At 65.7% G+C, this 15,632-nt stretch carries 13 protein-coding genes; 12 read left to right on the top strand and 1 reads right to left on the bottom strand.

From position 1 onward, the window contains the following. Nucleotides 1-119 precede the first annotated feature (119 nt). From OPV09_RS16805 to OPV09_RS16790, 4 genes are all read left to right on the top strand, one after another. A complete protein-coding gene (locus OPV09_RS16805; protein ID WP_083292638.1) occupies nucleotides 120-1,313 on the top strand; it encodes a sigma-54 interaction domain-containing protein in 1,194 nt (397 codons plus the stop codon). 234 nt (nucleotides 1,314-1,547) lie between these two features. After that, nucleotides 1,548-2,627, top strand: a complete 1,080-nt coding sequence (locus tag OPV09_RS16800) for an LLM class flavin-dependent oxidoreductase (protein WP_338678837.1) — start codon at nucleotides 1,548-1,550, stop codon at nucleotides 2,625-2,627. A 28-nt stretch (nucleotides 2,628-2,655) separates the two neighbouring features. Next, nucleotides 2,656-3,810: an LLM class flavin-dependent oxidoreductase gene (locus OPV09_RS16795; RefSeq protein ID WP_338678836.1), complete on the top strand. Its 1,155-nt coding sequence runs from the start codon at nucleotides 2,656-2,658 to the stop codon at nucleotides 3,808-3,810. A 221-nt stretch (nucleotides 3,811-4,031) separates the two neighbouring features. Further along, on the top strand, nucleotides 4,032-6,404 hold the full coding sequence (locus OPV09_RS16790; protein WP_338678835.1) for a TonB-dependent receptor: 2,373 nt from the start codon (nucleotides 4,032-4,034) through the stop codon (nucleotides 6,402-6,404). A gap of 141 nt (nucleotides 6,405-6,545) precedes the next feature. Here the strand turns inward: OPV09_RS16790 and OPV09_RS16785 are convergent, their stop codons facing one another. Continuing rightward, nucleotides 6,546-7,598: an ABC transporter substrate-binding protein gene (locus tag OPV09_RS16785; RefSeq protein WP_219328703.1), complete on the bottom strand. Its 1,053-nt coding sequence runs from the start codon at nucleotides 7,596-7,598 to the stop codon at nucleotides 6,546-6,548. 225 nt (nucleotides 7,599-7,823) lie between these two features. Here OPV09_RS16785 and OPV09_RS16780 point away from each other — a divergent pair, with 225 nt between their 5' ends. From OPV09_RS16780 to OPV09_RS16745, 8 genes are read left to right on the top strand one after another with little or no spacing between them, the layout of a single operon-like run. Then, entirely contained in the window at nucleotides 7,824-8,573 is a 750-nt protein-coding gene (locus OPV09_RS16780; protein WP_070302797.1) for a class II aldolase/adducin family protein, read from the top strand. 22 nt (nucleotides 8,574-8,595) lie between these two features. Then, the gene (locus tag OPV09_RS16775) at nucleotides 8,596-9,669 is read left to right on the top strand and encodes an ABC transporter substrate-binding protein (protein WP_034755832.1); all 1,074 of its coding nucleotides are present in this window, start codon (nucleotides 8,596-8,598) and stop codon (nucleotides 9,667-9,669) included. Continuing rightward, nucleotides 9,666-10,514, top strand: coding sequence for an ABC transporter permease (locus OPV09_RS16770; protein WP_338678834.1), 849 nt, complete (start codon nucleotides 9,666-9,668; stop codon nucleotides 10,512-10,514). The genes OPV09_RS16775 and OPV09_RS16770 overlap by 4 nt, the downstream gene beginning before the upstream one ends. Further along, the gene (locus tag OPV09_RS16765) at nucleotides 10,511-11,275 is read left to right on the top strand and encodes an ABC transporter permease (RefSeq protein ID WP_338678833.1); all 765 of its coding nucleotides are present in this window, start codon (nucleotides 10,511-10,513) and stop codon (nucleotides 11,273-11,275) included. The genes OPV09_RS16770 and OPV09_RS16765 overlap by 4 nt, the downstream gene beginning before the upstream one ends. After that, nucleotides 11,268-12,533 carry an MFS transporter gene (locus OPV09_RS16760; protein ID WP_338678832.1) on the top strand — a complete coding sequence of 422 codons (1,266 nt, stop codon included), beginning with the start codon at nucleotides 11,268-11,270 and terminating at the stop codon, nucleotides 12,531-12,533. Before OPV09_RS16765 ends, OPV09_RS16760 begins: the two co-directional genes overlap by 8 nt. Beyond that, nucleotides 12,530-13,411 (top strand): ABC transporter ATP-binding protein, encoded by an 882-nt coding sequence (locus OPV09_RS16755; RefSeq protein ID WP_338678831.1) that lies wholly within the window; start codon nucleotides 12,530-12,532, stop codon nucleotides 13,409-13,411. Before OPV09_RS16760 ends, OPV09_RS16755 begins: the two co-directional genes overlap by 4 nt. Before the next feature lie 39 nt (nucleotides 13,412-13,450). Beyond that, nucleotides 13,451-14,506, top strand: a complete 1,056-nt coding sequence (locus tag OPV09_RS16750; RefSeq protein WP_219328696.1) for an ABC transporter substrate-binding protein — start codon at nucleotides 13,451-13,453, stop codon at nucleotides 14,504-14,506. 48 nt (nucleotides 14,507-14,554) lie between these two features. Then, complete coding sequence (locus tag OPV09_RS16745; RefSeq protein WP_034756498.1) at nucleotides 14,555-15,619, top strand: ABC transporter substrate-binding protein; 1,065 nt, start codon at nucleotides 14,555-14,557, stop codon at nucleotides 15,617-15,619. Nucleotides 15,620-15,632 lie beyond the last annotated feature (13 nt).

The raw sequence follows: 15,632 nt of genomic DNA, 5'->3' as shown, positions 1-15,632 counted from the left end.
ATTGCCTGCGCCCTTGCCGCAGCAAGGTTCGGGCCAACGCCCCGCATATGCAAAATCCGGATAAGCTAGCGCGGCACCATTCGTTCACGCCTGCGGATGGAGCGCGGTATAGTCGGCCCATGGAACTCTTAGCCCACAATTTCAGCAGCGATTTCGCGCGCAGCGCCCACCTTGCCCGGGGCGCCGGCGATGACGGCGACAGCGAGGCGCTGGTCGCCTTCCGCGACCCGCAGCAAATGAGCTTGCTGGTGCGCGCCACGGCCTTCGTCTTTGCCGATCCCCGTTCGCGCCAGCTGCACGAGCTGATCGAACGCATCGCCCCCAGCGAAGCGACGGTGCTGATCACGGGTGAAACGGGCACCGGCAAGGAACTGATTGCGCGCCACGTGCACGGCTTGAGCGGGCGCGCCGAGCAGACCTTTGTGGCGATCAACTGCGGCGCGTTTTCCGAAACCCTCGTCGAGAGCGAACTGTTTGGCTATGAAAAAGGCGCGTTTACGGGCGCGCAGCAGGGCAAGCCGGGCTGGTTCGAGACGGCCAGCGGCGGCACCCTGTTCCTCGATGAAATCGGCGACTTGCCGCTGGCGATGCAGGTCAAGCTGCTGCGTGTGTTGCAGGAGCGCGAAGTGGTGCGCCTGGGCGCGCGGCGCGCCATCCCCATCGACGTGCGCCTGATCGCGGCCACCAACGTGGACTTGGCCGAAGCCGTGCGGGCAGGGCGCTTCCGCGAAGACCTGTATTACAGGCTGCAGGTGATCGGCCTGCCGCTGCGCCCCTTGCGCGAGCGTCCGGGCGACATCATGCCGCTGACGCGCCATTTCATGGCCATCTATGCGCAGCGATTGCACCTGGGCGAGGTGGAGCTGGGCCTCGATGCGCAGCAGGCCTTGCTCGCTTATCCATGGCCGGGCAATATCCGCGAACTGGAAAACGTCATCCACCGCGCGCTGCTCGTCTGCCGCAGCGGCGTCGTGCGCGCCGAGGACCTGAGTTTGTCGGGCTGGCACCGCGCGCCTGCCGCCGCACCTGTCTCTGCGCCTGTTCCAGATGCCTGGGCCGGCGGCGCCGACATCGCCTACGCGGCCCATGGCGCGGCCTGCCAGGACGATATGCTGGCCGCCGAGCGTTTTGCCCGCGCCTGGCAAGCCTTGCTCGACTCGGGCGAAGCCGTGGAATTCGAAGCCATGCAGCAGGAACTGGTGCGCGCGGCGTGGGAGCGCAACGAGCGCAACCAGGTGCGCACGGCGAGGCATTTGAACCTGAGCCGCAACATCCTGCGCACCTTCTTGAAAAAGGCGGGTGCCATCGACTAGCCACGCGACTTGGCCAATGGAGCCGGACCCGCAGCGATGCGGCTCCGGCTTTTTTCATGGCTGCTGCGCGCGCAACACATTGCTGCCGTGGCTGCAGCCGATTGCTGCGCAAGCAGCAGTTTCGGGCGTCGATGGGTAGCCAGCGCATGGCATGTTTTCTGCGAGGAGAGAAGGGCAGATCGCCACGCATGATGCGCCGCGACCTTTTCTTCGATCCACGACAGGAGTCCATGCATGACCATCGAATTCATCTGGCAATTGCCCACCAGCGGCGACGGCCGTTACGCGGCGCCCGGCATCACGCGCAGGGGCGAGCGAAACGCTGGCGCGCCCAGTCCCTTGCAGGCGGGCGTGAGCGACCCGCGCGGCGCGCGTCCGCCCTTCAATTATTTCGACTACCTGCACCAGATCGCCCGCGCGGCCGACCTTTCGGGCTTCGACGGCATCCAGATACGCCACGATACGCAGGGCGATGAAAGCTGGATCGTCGCAGGCTACCTGGCCCGCAGCACGCGGCATCTGAAACTGATCGCCGAATTCGACGCGGCCTGGGGTTCGGCCGTGTACGCGGCAAAGAACGCGGTCAGCTTCCAGCGCTTTACGGGCGGGCGCTTTGCCTGGCAGATCGGTCACGGCGGCGATGCCGCGGCGCGCCGGCGCCAGGGCGATGCCGTGCCGGACGCCGATATTCTGCCCCGCATTGATGAATTCATCACAGTGGCGCGCGGCGTGCAGAGTACTTCGCCGTTCAGCTTCAAGGGCAAGTTCTTCGAGGTGCAGGACGGCGGCTTCAAGGGGCCGCTGGCGAACCATCCCATTAACACCATCTACCTGAACGGGGACAGCCCGGAGGCGCTGGCCCTGTCGGCGCGCCAGGCCGACGTGCACGTGTTCGATGCGGCGCCGCGCGCGGATTTGCAGCCGGCCATCGCCAGCCTGCAAACGCAGGCGCACCAGTTGGGGCGCGCAGTGGCGGCCGGCGTCCGCATCGACGTGCTGGCCCGCGAAACGTCCGAGGAAGCACTGCGCGATGCGCGCCGCTACCGCAGTGGCTCGGGGCTGCCCGACGATAGTGCGTTTGATGGCGGCACGGCTGCCTTCTGGCCCGGCTTTGCGCAAGCGCAGACGGGCGCCCACGGCGCCCTGGTCGGCAGCTACGAGCAGGTCAGCGCCGCGCTTGAAGCGTATGCGCAGGCGGGGGTCTCCAGCTTCGTGCTGGCAGCCATCCCCCATTTCGAGGAAGCCTACCGCATCGGTGAACACGTGCTGCCCCGCGTGCGGGCGGCGTTGTACACGCAACGGCAAGCGGCCTGAATCCCCTAATTTGAAGGAGTACCACTACATGGCAATCGATTTTTTCTGGCGCATTCCCACGCATGGCGAACCGAGTTCGCACCGCGCCCGCACGCCGTTTCGCGGCGACTGGTTTCCCGGCAATGACAACCTGCACCAGGCCGGCCTCGGTGGCGGCGGCGCCGACGGTTTTACGTATATCGACTATCTGGCGGAAATCGCCCGCGCGGCCGAGCTGTCGGGCTTTCAGGGCGGCCTGATTCCTTCGTTTCCCATGACGGACGAACCGTGGGCCATCTCCGCGCTGCTGGCGCGCGAGACGAGCACCTTCCGCTTCATGATCCCGTTCCAGCCCGGCTTCCTGAACCCCGTGGTGGCCGCGCGCATGACGGCCAGCCTGCAGCGGGCCACGGGCGGCCGCGCCCTGTACAACGTGATCACGGGCGGCGGCGGTCCGGCGCAGCTGTGGTGGGGCGATTCGGCCGGCCACGACGACCGCTACACGCGCACGACGGAATTTCTCGACGTGGTGCGCGGCGTGTGGCGTGGCGGGCCGTTTTCCTACCAGGGCAAGTTCTACCAGGTGGAAGATGCTGGCCTGGCCACGCCGCTGTCGGAGCAGGACTTCCCCGAGATTTATTTTTCGGGATCTTCGGACGCGGCCCTCGGGTCGGCCTCGAAACACGCCGATTACTACCTGACGTGGTTGGAACCGTTCGAGCAGCTGCGCGAGAAATTCGCCCGCGTGCATGAAAAGACGGCGCTGCTGGGCCGCAAGATCAAATGCGCCGTGCGCGTCGACATCGTGGCCCGCGCCACGGAAGAAGAAGCGTGGGACGAAGTGCGCAAGGGCTTTGACGCCGTGGACCCCGCCACCTTGCGCCAGTTCCTCGGTGCCGATGGCGGCGATTCCGTGGGCGCGGCGCGCCAGCGGGGCAACCGCCCGACCACCCTGAACAGCTACAAGGATTTGATCACGGCGCCGAACATCTGGTCCGGCTTCAACTTGCTGCGCGGCGGGCAGACGCAGGGCATCGTCGGCAGCTACCAGCAGGTGGCCGAACGCCTCGACGAACTGGTGCATCTGGGTGCCGACGCCTTCATCCTGGCCAGCACGCCGCACCTGGAAGAAGCGTACCGGGTGGGCGAGGAAGTGCTGCCGCTCGTGCGCGGACACACGTCGGCACTCTTGCGCGCTGCCTGATCCTTTCCCTGTTGGCGCGACAGCAGCGTCACCGCCTGCTGTCGCGCAGGCAGCACGCGGCGGCGCCGCTGCTGCCAAATCAACAGCACTATCAATTCGATAGTCTTCCTTTGAAATCAATCACTTGAGCACCATTTTGCTGCGCTGCGGCAGCGGGCATGCGCCTTGCAATGCAGGTCATCACCATCTCGCGTTTTGACTTTACTCAAGGATAATCACCCATGCGCCGTTCGACTGCCCCCGCCGCCGTTTCTTCTTTCCCCTTTCATTTGACGCCGGTGCGCCGCGCGCTGCGCTCGGCCTTCGCCATCGGCGGCCTGATGATCGCTTCCAGCATGGCCCATGCCGAAGCGCCGACCGCCGATGTCATTGCCGCGGCCGACGCGAACGGCGGGGGCGAGGGCGCCTCCCTGCAATCGGTGACGGTGACGGCGCAAAAGCGCGAGGAATCGGCACAGAAGGTACCGAGCGCGATCACGGTCCTCGGTGGCAAGGAGCTGCTCGACACGGGCATCGGCCGCTCGGCCAGCGAAATCCTCAATTACGTGCCGAACGCCTCGGCCGGCACGCAGCAGCATGGCCGCCCACGCTGGTGGATACGCGGCGTCGGCGCGGGCCAGCAGCAGATCGATTTCCCGAATCCCGTCGGCTTCTACCTCGACGACGTCTACATCAGCAATTCCAGCGCCACGGGCTTTCCCTTGTTCGACCTGGACCGGGTGGAAGTGCTGCGCGGCCCGCAAGGCACCTTGTGGGGCAAGAACACGACGGGCGGCGCCATCAACGTCATTTCGCGCAAGCCTTCGTTCAAGTCCAGCGGCTACGCCAAGCTTGACTACAGCAGCTACGACACCAAGCTGGCCGAAGGCGCCATTGGCGGCGCGCTGGTCGACGACGTGCTGGCGGGGCGTTTGTCCTTCCACACGGAGCAGCAGGACAAGGGCCGCTTCCACAACCAGTTTACGGGCGAGCGCGATGGAAAACTCAAGGACAGCGCCATCCGCGGCCAGCTCAAGGCCCTGATCGGGCGCGACCTGACGGCGAACCTGAACCTGCATTACCGCGACTACACGACCAAGGGCGCCACGACGACGGTGGCCAGCTATGGCGCCAATGGCGTCTACCGCAATGGCTACATCCCCAGCACCAATCCCGATGACGTGAGCACGAACGCGCCGGCCGACAGCGACGTGAAGCAGGGCGGCGCGCAGCTGAACCTGGAATATGCGCTGGGCGAGCTGACCCTGACGTCGATCACCGGCTATGAAAACTTCCGCAACGAAGCGACGGGCGACAGCGACAACACGCCGCTGGAAGTGGGCCGCAGCCGTTCAAAAGCCAGTAGCCGGCAAGTGTCGCAGGAGCTGCGCCTGACGTCGCCGCAAAACGGCGCCGTGAGCTGGGTGGCGGGCCTGTTCTACTTCAATGAAAAGATCGATTCCGATTCGGCCGGCGCGCGCCTGCCCAACGGCACGGTGCCGGCGCTGGCGGGCAGCACCCAGCCCGTCGGCTACAACCGCACCATCTACCAGCACAAGGCGCGCAGCGCGGCCATCTTCGGCAGCACGACCGTCAACTTCAGCGAACAGTTCCTGTCCACCTTTGGCCTGCGCTGGACGACGGAAACCAAGGACCTCGATTTGCAGCGCGTGCAGGCCGCATCGAATACGGTGACGTTTGGCGATGCGGCCAACTGGTGGAACACGGTCCGGGGCGGCAATTACGCGGCCGCGTCGGTGGCCAACAATAACTTCACGTCGAATCCCTCGACCACGTGGAATGCGCTCACGTATGACGTGACACCCGAATACCGCTTCAGCCGCACCTTGCGCGGCTATCTGAAATACGCGCATGGCATCAAGTCGGGCGGCTACAACACGAGCGCCACGGACGCGCGGGCGCTGAACACGGTGAAGCCGGAAACCCTGAACTCGTTCGAGGCGGGCATCAAGTCGGAATGGCTGGATGGACGTTTGAATTTCAACGCCAACGTTTTTCACTATGACTACAAGAACGTGCAGGTCAATATCACGGGCGTGTACAACGGCGACCCCACGCAAAGCGTCAATTACCTGCAGAACGTGCGCAAGGCTCACGTGAACGGCGCGGAATTCGAGATCGAGGCGCAGCCGACGGACAACTTGCACATCAACGCCAATATCGGCCTGCTGCGCACGGAATTCGACGATTTCGCCATCCAGAACAATGGCGGCGACCGCTCCGGCAATGAATTCGTGCGCTCGCCCCACGTGACGGCCTTGCTGGCGGCCGATTACCGCTACCCGCTGGGCAATGGCGCGCAGCTGGTCTTCAGCGGCGACGTGCGCTACACATCGAAGCAGTACTATTATGTCGACCCGCAAAACGCCGCGCGCGACCTGCTGAACCAGGGCGGCTTCGCGCTGGCCAATGCGCGCCTGTCGTATGTGCTCCCGGGCGGCAAGCACCGCATCACGGCGTATGCGAACAACCTGGCCGACAAGGTCTACCGCAACCACACCTTGACCAGCTTCGTGCCGGGTGCCGTCAACGGCGACACCGTCATCATCGGCCAGGGCCGCACGGTGGGGGCGTCGTACACGATCCAGTTCTGATGGCGATTGATTGATGTGAAGGCCGGCAAACTCGCCGGCCATTTTTTTGATCAGGTAGGCCGGCCTGGCGCAGCGGTAGGTCGGCTTAACGCAGCGGTAGGTCGGCTTAGCGCAGCGTAAGCCGACAACACCACTACCGCATCAAGCCGCCACCCGCAGCAGCGCCTCCAGCCGCCGCTGCGCCTCCTCCAGCGGCCGCCGGTCGATCCAACTCTCGATATCCACGTCGCGGTCAAGAAAACCGTGCTGCAGCTGAAAATCCTTTTGCTGGCGGAACAGCGCCACCTTGTCATCGGACAGGTCGGGCGCCAGGGTCAGATGAAAACCGTCGCGGTAGGCTTCCGCCACGGCGTCGGCGCCGGCCCGCGTCTCGCCCTGCAGGATGGCCAGCACGTCGGCCTGGTGGCTGCGGGCCCAGTGCGCGGCGCGCAGTGTCTGCGTCAAAAAGCGCACGACCAGTTCGAAATGCTGCTCCAGCATTGTTTCATGCACGGTGATCGGCCGCGGCGTGCCGTTATTCACGCGGAAGCGCCGGTCCGGCAGGGCGTCGATGTCGATCCCCACTTCCAGTCCCGCCGCGCGGGCCGCTTCGGCCGCCGCCGCGCCTTTGACGTAGACGGCATCGACTTCGCCGCGCAGCAGCGGCGCGATGCCTTGCCACAGTCCCGCGCCGAGATTGGCCGATGCCTGGGCGTCGCCTCCCACTTCCACCAGCCGTACATCGTCCAAGGTGAGGCCGGCCGACGCCAGCACGCCCTTGTAGCCGGCCAGGCTCATGCCGCGCGCGATGCTGCGCCCGCGCCGGTTTTCGCGCAAGTCTTCGGCGCGAAACGCTGGCAGCGCCAGACGCTTGTCCTGCAGCTGCGCCGGTGTCGTGATGCCGGAACCGGGGCGCACGAGGATGGCTTGCCATTCATCGATCCACGTCAGGCCGATCAGGCGCGTGGGCGCCCCTTGCGCGCGCGCGGGCAGGGCCAGCAGGTTGCCGCCTTCGCGCACGAGCGTGGACAAGCCGTGGTCGTAATGGTGGCGCGCCAGTTCGCCGCCCACTTCCTGCAGGGTTTTCAAGGCGATGCCGTCGCGGGAGAATTCCTCGTCCAGCCAGCCCAGTTTATAGGCCAGGCCCGTGGCCGTGGGCACGGGACAGCGGGTGAACCAGACGGTATCGGCAGCGGGAGATGGTGCGGTAGTCATGGGATTCCTTGGTGATGGGTGGAGCCTTGAACCGTGCAGGAAACGTGCCCGCGCCGCTTGCTGGCTTGCCGACAGCGCGCTTCCACAACGCTGCTGCCACGCCAGCAACCGCTGTTGCGCAGGCAGCAGCGCCCCACCATTTTCGCGGCCCCGGCGCTGGCACGCGTCTTGCGAAAGTAGAGGCATGACTGACCCGTATTCCAACCCAACCAAATGGAGCATGACATGACGGACGTGGCACAAGCGGAAGCACAACAAGTACAGGTGCAGGAGTTGACGGCGGCCGAACTGGCCTTCGTGGAGCAGGTGCGGCGCGACGCGCAGATCGCCTTCGACGGCTTGCGCGAGACAGGCAGCCTGACGGCCAACGGTACGGTGGGCTTTGTCGAGCGCACCCCTGGCGGCGACAAGGTCGTGGTGGTCAACGATCCGGGTCCGTTCCGCCGCGGCCAGGCATTGAAGGCGGCCGTGCTGGCGCTCGATGGCACGGTGATCGTGGGCGATGCGAACAACGGCGGCGCGCGTTACTTAAAACTGTTCCGCGAGCGGCCGGAAGTCACGTCGATCTCGCACGTGCATTCGCCGTCCTTGGGCGCGTGGGCGCAGACGCACCGCACCCTGCCGATCCGTTACGTGCCCGTGCAGCGCTTTCAGCTGATCCGCGAAATTCCCATCTATATCGACCGCCGCCAGCCGGAAGTCGATTTCATCCTCGGCGAAATCGCGCGCAATACGCATGCGACGGCCATCCTGGAGGCGAACGGCGGCGCCACCGTGTGGGGCAAGCAGGGCTTGCTGAAGCTGGCCGAATTCATCCTGCTGCTGGAAGAGGGCGCGCAGATCCAGATCGCGGCCGAAGCCATCGGCGGTTCGCGCGACTTCGGCCCCGGCGTGCTGCTGCAGCAATGGAAGATGAGCAAGCTGATCGACACGGCGCGCGCGCTGTCTCTGCTGCCTGCCACCGACCTGGTGTAACCCTTTCAAGAACAGGCCCCCGATGTCATTGCAATTCTTACGTTTGAACTGGCGCAAAGTACTCGCTGCCGCCGTGGCGGCCAGCCTGCTGGCGCCAACGATCGCGGCTGCCGCCGATCCGCTGCCGGCCGCCGTGCGCATCGCCGTCGTGGCCCGCACGGCGCCGTCCGGCAAGACCGTGTTTGCCGGCTCGGCCGCCCAGGTGGCCTCCCAAGGCTGGCTGGCGGCCGAGCTGGGCAAGCTGGGCGTGAAGCTGGAATGGGTGCCCGTCACGACCAATTCCGTGGCGACGCAAGTCAACGAAGCGTTTGCCAACCATTCGATCGACCTGGCCCAATATGGCGATCTGCCATCGATTATCGCCAATGCCTCGGGCTTGCAGACGCGGCTGATCTTGCCCGGCGGCAGCGCCAACAATACTTATCTGGTGGTGGCGAACGGCTCCACGGCCAAATCGATCAAGGATTTGAAGGGCAAGAAGATCGCGCTGCACCGTGGCCGGCCGTGGGAATATCCGTTCGCGCGCCTGCTGGAAGCCAATGGCATGAGCTTGCGCGACGTGAAAATCCTCAACCTCAATCCCCAGGCGGGCGCGGCGGCCGTGGCGACCGGTGGCGCGGATGCCTTTTTTACCCTCAGCGACGCCTTTTTGCTCGAGGATAAAAAGGTCGGAAAGATCATCTGGTCCAGCAAGGCGCCGCCGCAGGACTGGAAGATGCGCGCCGAGCTGTGGGCCGACAGCGGTTTCCTGCAACGCTATCCGCAGCTGGCCCAGCTCGTGGTGACGGCCTATGTGCGCGAGCACCACCGGGCCGCGGGCGCCGGCGGCGAAGACGAGTACGTGCGCACCGAGGCGGCTGCGGGCCAGGTGGAAAGCGTCGTGCGGCGCGAACTGGCGGGCGACCATACGCCGTGGCAGGCGCGCTGGTCGCCGTTGTTTACGGCTAGCCTGCGCCAGCATTACGTGGGCGAGGCGGCGTATGCGAAGAGCGCGGGCCTGATAGCGCGGCCCCTGCAGGTCGACAGCCTGTTCGCGCCCCAGTTCGTCAACCAGGCGCTGGCGCAGCTGAAATTGCAAACTTACTGGGCGCCATGACTTCCTTGACTATCGCCTTGCCGCGCGCCCCTGCGCCAGCGCGTGCGGCTTCGGTTCCCCGGCTGCGGCGCTTCGTGCGCTCGCCCTGGTCCGTGTGGGCGTCGCCGCTGGTCTTGCTGTTGCTGTGGACGGCCGCCACCACCTTCGAATGGATGCCTGCGCACATCTTGATGTCGCCATGGCAGGTGCTGTTGACGGCCCGCGACCTGGCCGACAGCGGCGAACTGGGACAGCACCTGGCCATCAGCCTGTTCCGCCTGCTGGCCGGCTTCGGCCTGGGCGCCAGCGCGGGCCTGGCGTTTGGCGTCTTGCTGGGCCTGTCGCCGGGCTTGCGCAGCTATGTCGACCCGACCTTCAATGTCTTGCGCCAGCTGCCCACGGTGGCCTTGATTCCCCTGTTTATCTTGCTGTTCGGCATAGGCGAGAGTTTCAAGGTGTTTATCGTCGCCAAGGCCAGCTTCTTTATCGTCGCGCTGGCCGTGCATGACGCCATCCGCAACCTGTCTGCGCGCTATTTTGAAGTGGCGCAAGTGTATTGCTTCTCGCGCTGGCAGCGCATCCGCCTGATCGTCTTGCCCGCCATCGTGCCTGCCGCGCTGACGGGCATGCGCATCGCCCTGTCGCGCTCGTGGATGGTGCTGGTGGGCGCGGAATTGCTGGCCGCCGACAGCGGCCTGGGCCAGATGATGGAAATGGGCCGGCAAATGTTCCGCCTCGACGTGGTGATGGTGGGCGTGGTGCTGACGGGCGTGATCGGCTTTGGCCTGGACCGGCTCTGCCACGCGCTGGAAGCACGGCTGATGCGCTGGAAACGTAACGGAAATGGTAAGGGAGGCGCAGCATGAAGCAGCGTTTGATACTGATCATCAAGGGCGCGCTGTTGCCGCTGGCCTTGCTGGGCGCCTGGCAATGGGCCTCAGGACAGGGCGCGGCGGCCGCCTACATTTTTGTCTCCTTGGGAGACCTGGCGCACAGCTTGCGCGACTTGATCTTGACGGGCGAACTGTGGGTGCATTTGCGCACCAGCCTGGGCAGGACATTGGCCGGCCTGCTGCTGGGCGGCAGCGCCGGCATCGTCACGGGCGCGCTGATGGCGCAGTCGCCGTTGGCCGACAGATTGATCGGCCCGCTGTTCCACAGCATCCGCCAAGTGCCGCTGCTGGGCCTGATTCCCTTGTTGGGCTTGTGGGTGGGCAATGGCGACGGCGCCAAGCTGCTGGTGATCGCCATCGCCGCCTTCTATCCTACCGTGCTCAACACGTATGCGGGCATGCGCCAGGTGGAAGGGCGCTTGCGCGAAGTGGGGCAAGTGCTGACCCTGACGCGTTGGCAGACCCTGCGCCAGATTCTGTTGCCGGGCGCCATGCCGGCCATCGTCACGGGCGTCACGCATGCGCTGGCGTTTGCCTGGCTCGCTTGCCTGGGCGGCGAACTGCTGTTTTCGGCTGGCCCCGGCATGGGTTCCTTGCTGCTCAATGGCGAAGTGTCGGGCCGCATGGACGTCGTCTTGCTGGCCGTGCTCGTGATCGCGCTGCTGGCGCAAGCGATGAACGTGGCGTTTGCGCGGCTGGCGCGTTTGCTGGTGAAGGGGCGCAGCAGTGAGTGAATCGTTGCCATTCCAGTCAGACGCGGCCGTCAGCGCGCGCGAAGGCGAGCTGCGCGCCTTTCTGCTGCGCTTTATCGGCTTGACCCTGCTGTCGGGCGTGACCATCGGCATGAACAAGGTGCTGGCCACCTTGCTGGGCTTGCACCTGCACGTGAGCAATTTTCAGCTGGCCGCGATCAGCAGCGCGGAAACCCTGGCCATGGCGCTGGGTACCATTCCTGCCGGCTATATCTTGTCACGCGGCAACCCCAAGCATTTGTACGCGGGTGTGAGCCTGAGCCTGGCACTGGCCTTCTGCGTGCTGCCGTGGCTGCCCGGCTGGCAATGGGTGGCCTTGCTGATGTTCTTGGTTGGCCTGTGCATCTCGCTGCGCATTGTAGCCATGAGCACGGTCTTCCTTGTGCGCCTGCCGGAACTGGGGCAGGGCAAGGCGGGCTGGTACAAGGGGACCTTGATCCTGGGCATGCAATTCCTCGGACCCTTGTGCGGCAATTACCTGATCGCGCAGTTGGGGTTGAAGGCGGGCTTCTTGATTTCCGCCCTGATGTTCGCCATCCTCGCCGTGCTGGGCTGGCAAGTGTTGCCTGACAATACGGCACCGCGCAAGCAGGAGGGGCATGTTGCCGTACCCGGCGCGGCCAGCCTGCGCGAACTGCTGCGCCTGCCCGTTGTGCGCGTGACGTACCTGTTTGAAATCCTCGCCAGCTTCACGGCGTCCAGCGTGGGCGTGTTTTCCATCTTGCTGGCCATCCGCGTGCTGCACTGGCCTGCGCATCACTCCGTCTGGCTGATGGCCGTGCAGGGACTCAGCTGCGTGCTGGTGCTGCTGTTCCTGGGGCGCTTCGTGCTGGCCAGCCGCTACCGCGAACAACTGTATGGCGGCGCGCACCTGGCCATCATGGCCGCCTTGCTGATCCTCGGCCTGTGGCCGAACAGCATCGCCTACCTGGCGGCCTCCGTGCTGCTCGGCCTGGGCTTGGGCGTGAATAACCTCGTCAACACGGACAATATCGCCCGCGCGCCCGTCGACAAGGCCAGGGTCTCGGCCCATTTGACCCTGTTCGGCATGGTGGGCGGCACGGCTGGCGCGCTGGCGGCGGGTCGTCTGGCGGACCTGACGGGCTTGCGCAATGTGTTCCTGATCTGGCTGGCTCCGTGGCTGGCCGCCTGGCTGGTTTTCCACGGCAGCCGCTGGCTGCGCCGGGCGCCGCCCGCCGCCATTCCTTCCCTCGCCCCCACCGCAGAGAGTGCTCCATGAATGATTTCGTTTCCCCCTCGGCCTTGTCGCCGCAACAGCAGCATCTGAGCGGCGGCTTGCAAGTGCAGCACGTGAGCAAGTCGTTTTCGCTGAAAGGCGCGCCGCTGCCTGTGCTCGACGATATTTCGCTGACCATCGCCCCGGGCGAATTCGTCGCCATCGTGGGCGCGTCCGGTTGCGGCAAATCCACCTTGCTGCGCCTGCTGGCGGGCCTGGATACGGATTACACGGGCTTGCTGCTGCACGATGGCGTACCGATTCGCGGCACGGATCTGCACCGGGGCCTCGTGTTCCAGGATCACCGCCTGTTCCCCTGGCTGACGGTGCAGCAGAACGTGGCCGTGGCCTTCAGCAATACCAAGGTGCCGCCGGCCGAGCGCGCGGCGCGTGTGGCGGCGGAAATCACGCGCGTGGGCCTCGATGGCTATGCGGATGCCTACCCGCATCAGTTATCGGGCGGCATGTCGCAACGGGCAGCGATTGCCCGCGCCCTCGTGGGGCGGCCTGACGTGCTGCTGCTGGACGAGCCGCTCGGTGCGCTCGACGCGCTGACCCGCTTGCGCTTGCAGCAGGAACTGCGCCGATTGTGGCAAGACGAGGGCATCACCATGGTCATGGTCACGCATGACATCGATGAAGCCGTCTACCTGGCCGACCGCATCGTCGTGCTCGACGCCCGCCCGGGCAAGGTGCGCCGGGTGCAAGACGTGCCGCTGGCCCACCCGCGCCAGCGCGGTTCGCCAGGTTTTGTCGCCATCCGCGATGGCTTGCATGCGGATTTCAGCGACCTTGACGAATCGCATGCGCCCGTGACGCAGGAAGAACACCCCAGCAGCTTGTGGGATGGCAATGAATGGGCGCGCAGGATGGCGCTGTAGTTTCCTTTTTGACTGGTCCACCCACTCTGGAGATACACCATGAGCAATGACACTCTCGACACCCTGTGGTACACGCGCTGCCCCGTTCCGACGGGCCTGGGGATAGCCCTGCAGCAAGGCTGGCTGGAAGAAGCGTTGCGCGCCGACGGCACCAGCTTGCGCTCGCTGCGCGAATCGGACCAGGAAGCCGTGCGCGAATCGCATTTCGACCATACCTTGCAAAATTCCGTGCGTCACGGCGGCAATATTCCCGCCCTGTGGGCGCGCGCGGCGGGGCGCGAGACGCGCGTGATCGGCCTGTCGTGGTCGGACGAGACGCAGCTGATATTGACCCTGCCCGACAGCGGCATCCAGACCGTGCGCGACTTGAAAGGGCGGCGCTTCGGCTTGCCCTTATGGGCCAAGGCGCAGATCGACTTTGCGCGCGCGCAAGCCTTGCGCGGGCTGGAAAACGCGCTGAGCCTGGAAGGGCTGGCTGTGTCCGACGTGGAACTGGTCGATTATGTGGTCAACACCGGCCAGAGCGAAGCGGCGCCGGAGAAAAGTGCGGCGACGAATCTGTTCAGCGGCGCGCGGCGCGGCGGCCAAAGCCCCGAACTGCTGGGACTGCTGCGGGGCGAGGTGGACGCCATCTTCCTGAAAGGCGCGTCGGCGGCCCTGCTGGCGCAGCAATTCGGCTTGCACACGGTGATCGACACGGGCATTCATCCGGAACCCTTGATCCGCGCCAACAACGGCACGCCGCGCACCTTGAGCGTCGATGCGCACCTGCTCGACAACCATTTCAATTCGGCCGTGACCCTGGTCGACCAGGTGTTGCGGGCTGAAGCGTGGGCGCGCGGCCATGCGGACGAGACGCGGCGTTTCCTCGCGCGCGAATCGAATGCCAGCGAGCACTGGGTGCAAGTGGCGTACGGCAAGGATGCCCATCTGCGGCTGGACACGGACCTGGCGGAAACGTCGGTCGCCGGCTTGCAGGATTTCAGCGACTTTTTGTTCCGCTGGAATTTCTTGCCCAGCAAGGTCGACGTGCGCGCCTGGATCGACCCCCGTCCCTTCGAAGCGGCGCTGGCGCAGACGCGCCGTGCGGCCTGAGCGGGAAGCACGTCAACAGTGGCCATGTTCGATGATGAGGAGAATGCGATGCGGCGACGCACGGTGATGGGCGGGCTAGCCTTGCTGCCCCTGGCGGGGCAGGCGGTGTCGGCGGTGTCGGCAGCGAAAGGGGCGGGGGCGCCGCCGGCGGCCCTGCGCATCGCCTCGACGGGTTTTGCGGAAAACGGCAAGGCGGAACTGGGCGGCATCGCTTACCGGGTACAGCAGGAAGGCTGGCTGGCGCGCGAACTGAAGCAACGGGGCGTGCGGCTGGAGTGGCTGCCCGTCACCGGCGACACGGGCGCGACCATGAACGAGGCGTTCGCCAGCGGCCGCATCGACATGGCAGCATATGGCGACTTGCCATCCGTCATCCTCAACGCGGGCGGCGTACGCACGCAGGTGATCGTGCCGGCGGGGCGGGGCACGGACCAGTTCCTGCTGGTGCCCACCGGTTCGCGCGCCACGTCCCTGGCCGAGCTGAAGGGCAAGCGCATCAGCGTGCACCGGGGCCGGCCGTGGGAACTGGGCTTGCGCCAGCTGATCGCCGACCAGCGCATGTCGCCCACGGATTTTCGTTTGATCAATATGGATTTGAAGCCTGGCACGGCCGCGCTGGCCACGGGCGCCGTCGATGCCTTGTTCATGATCAATGGCTATCCGCTGGAAGACAAGGGCATCGGCCGCATCATCTGGTCCAGCAAGGGGCTGCCGGAACGCAAGATGCGCGCGGAACTGTGGGCGCGGCGCGACTTTACGCAAGCCCATCCCGACATCGCCGAACTGGTGGCCACGGCTTGGCTGCGGGCCCAGCACTGGGCGGCGCTCGACGGCAACCGCGAAGCGATCATCAAGGATGGCACGCGCAATGGCACGCCCGACAGCGTGGTGCGGCGCAGCTACGACGATCCGGGCCTGCAGTGGAAGGAGCGCTGGTCGCCCCTGTACGACGACGCCGTGTACCGCCATTACCGCCGGGTGCTGGCGTTTGCGCAGGAACAAAAGCTGATCCGCCAGCCCTTGACGGCGGAGGAATTGCTGGAACCGCGCTTCGTGGCGGCAGGCTTGAAAAAGCTGGGCCTGGCCAATTACTGGGAGCCGGCCAAGGTGTAGCGCCAGCGTGGGG

The sequence above is a fragment of the Janthinobacterium sp. TB1-E2 genome (assembly GCF_036885605.1).
GTDB lineage: Bacteria > Pseudomonadota > Gammaproteobacteria > Burkholderiales > Burkholderiaceae_D > Janthinobacterium > Janthinobacterium aestuarii.
The sequence above is the reverse complement of the archived record's forward strand: the minus strand, read 5'-3'. Positions and strand labels throughout refer to the sequence as shown.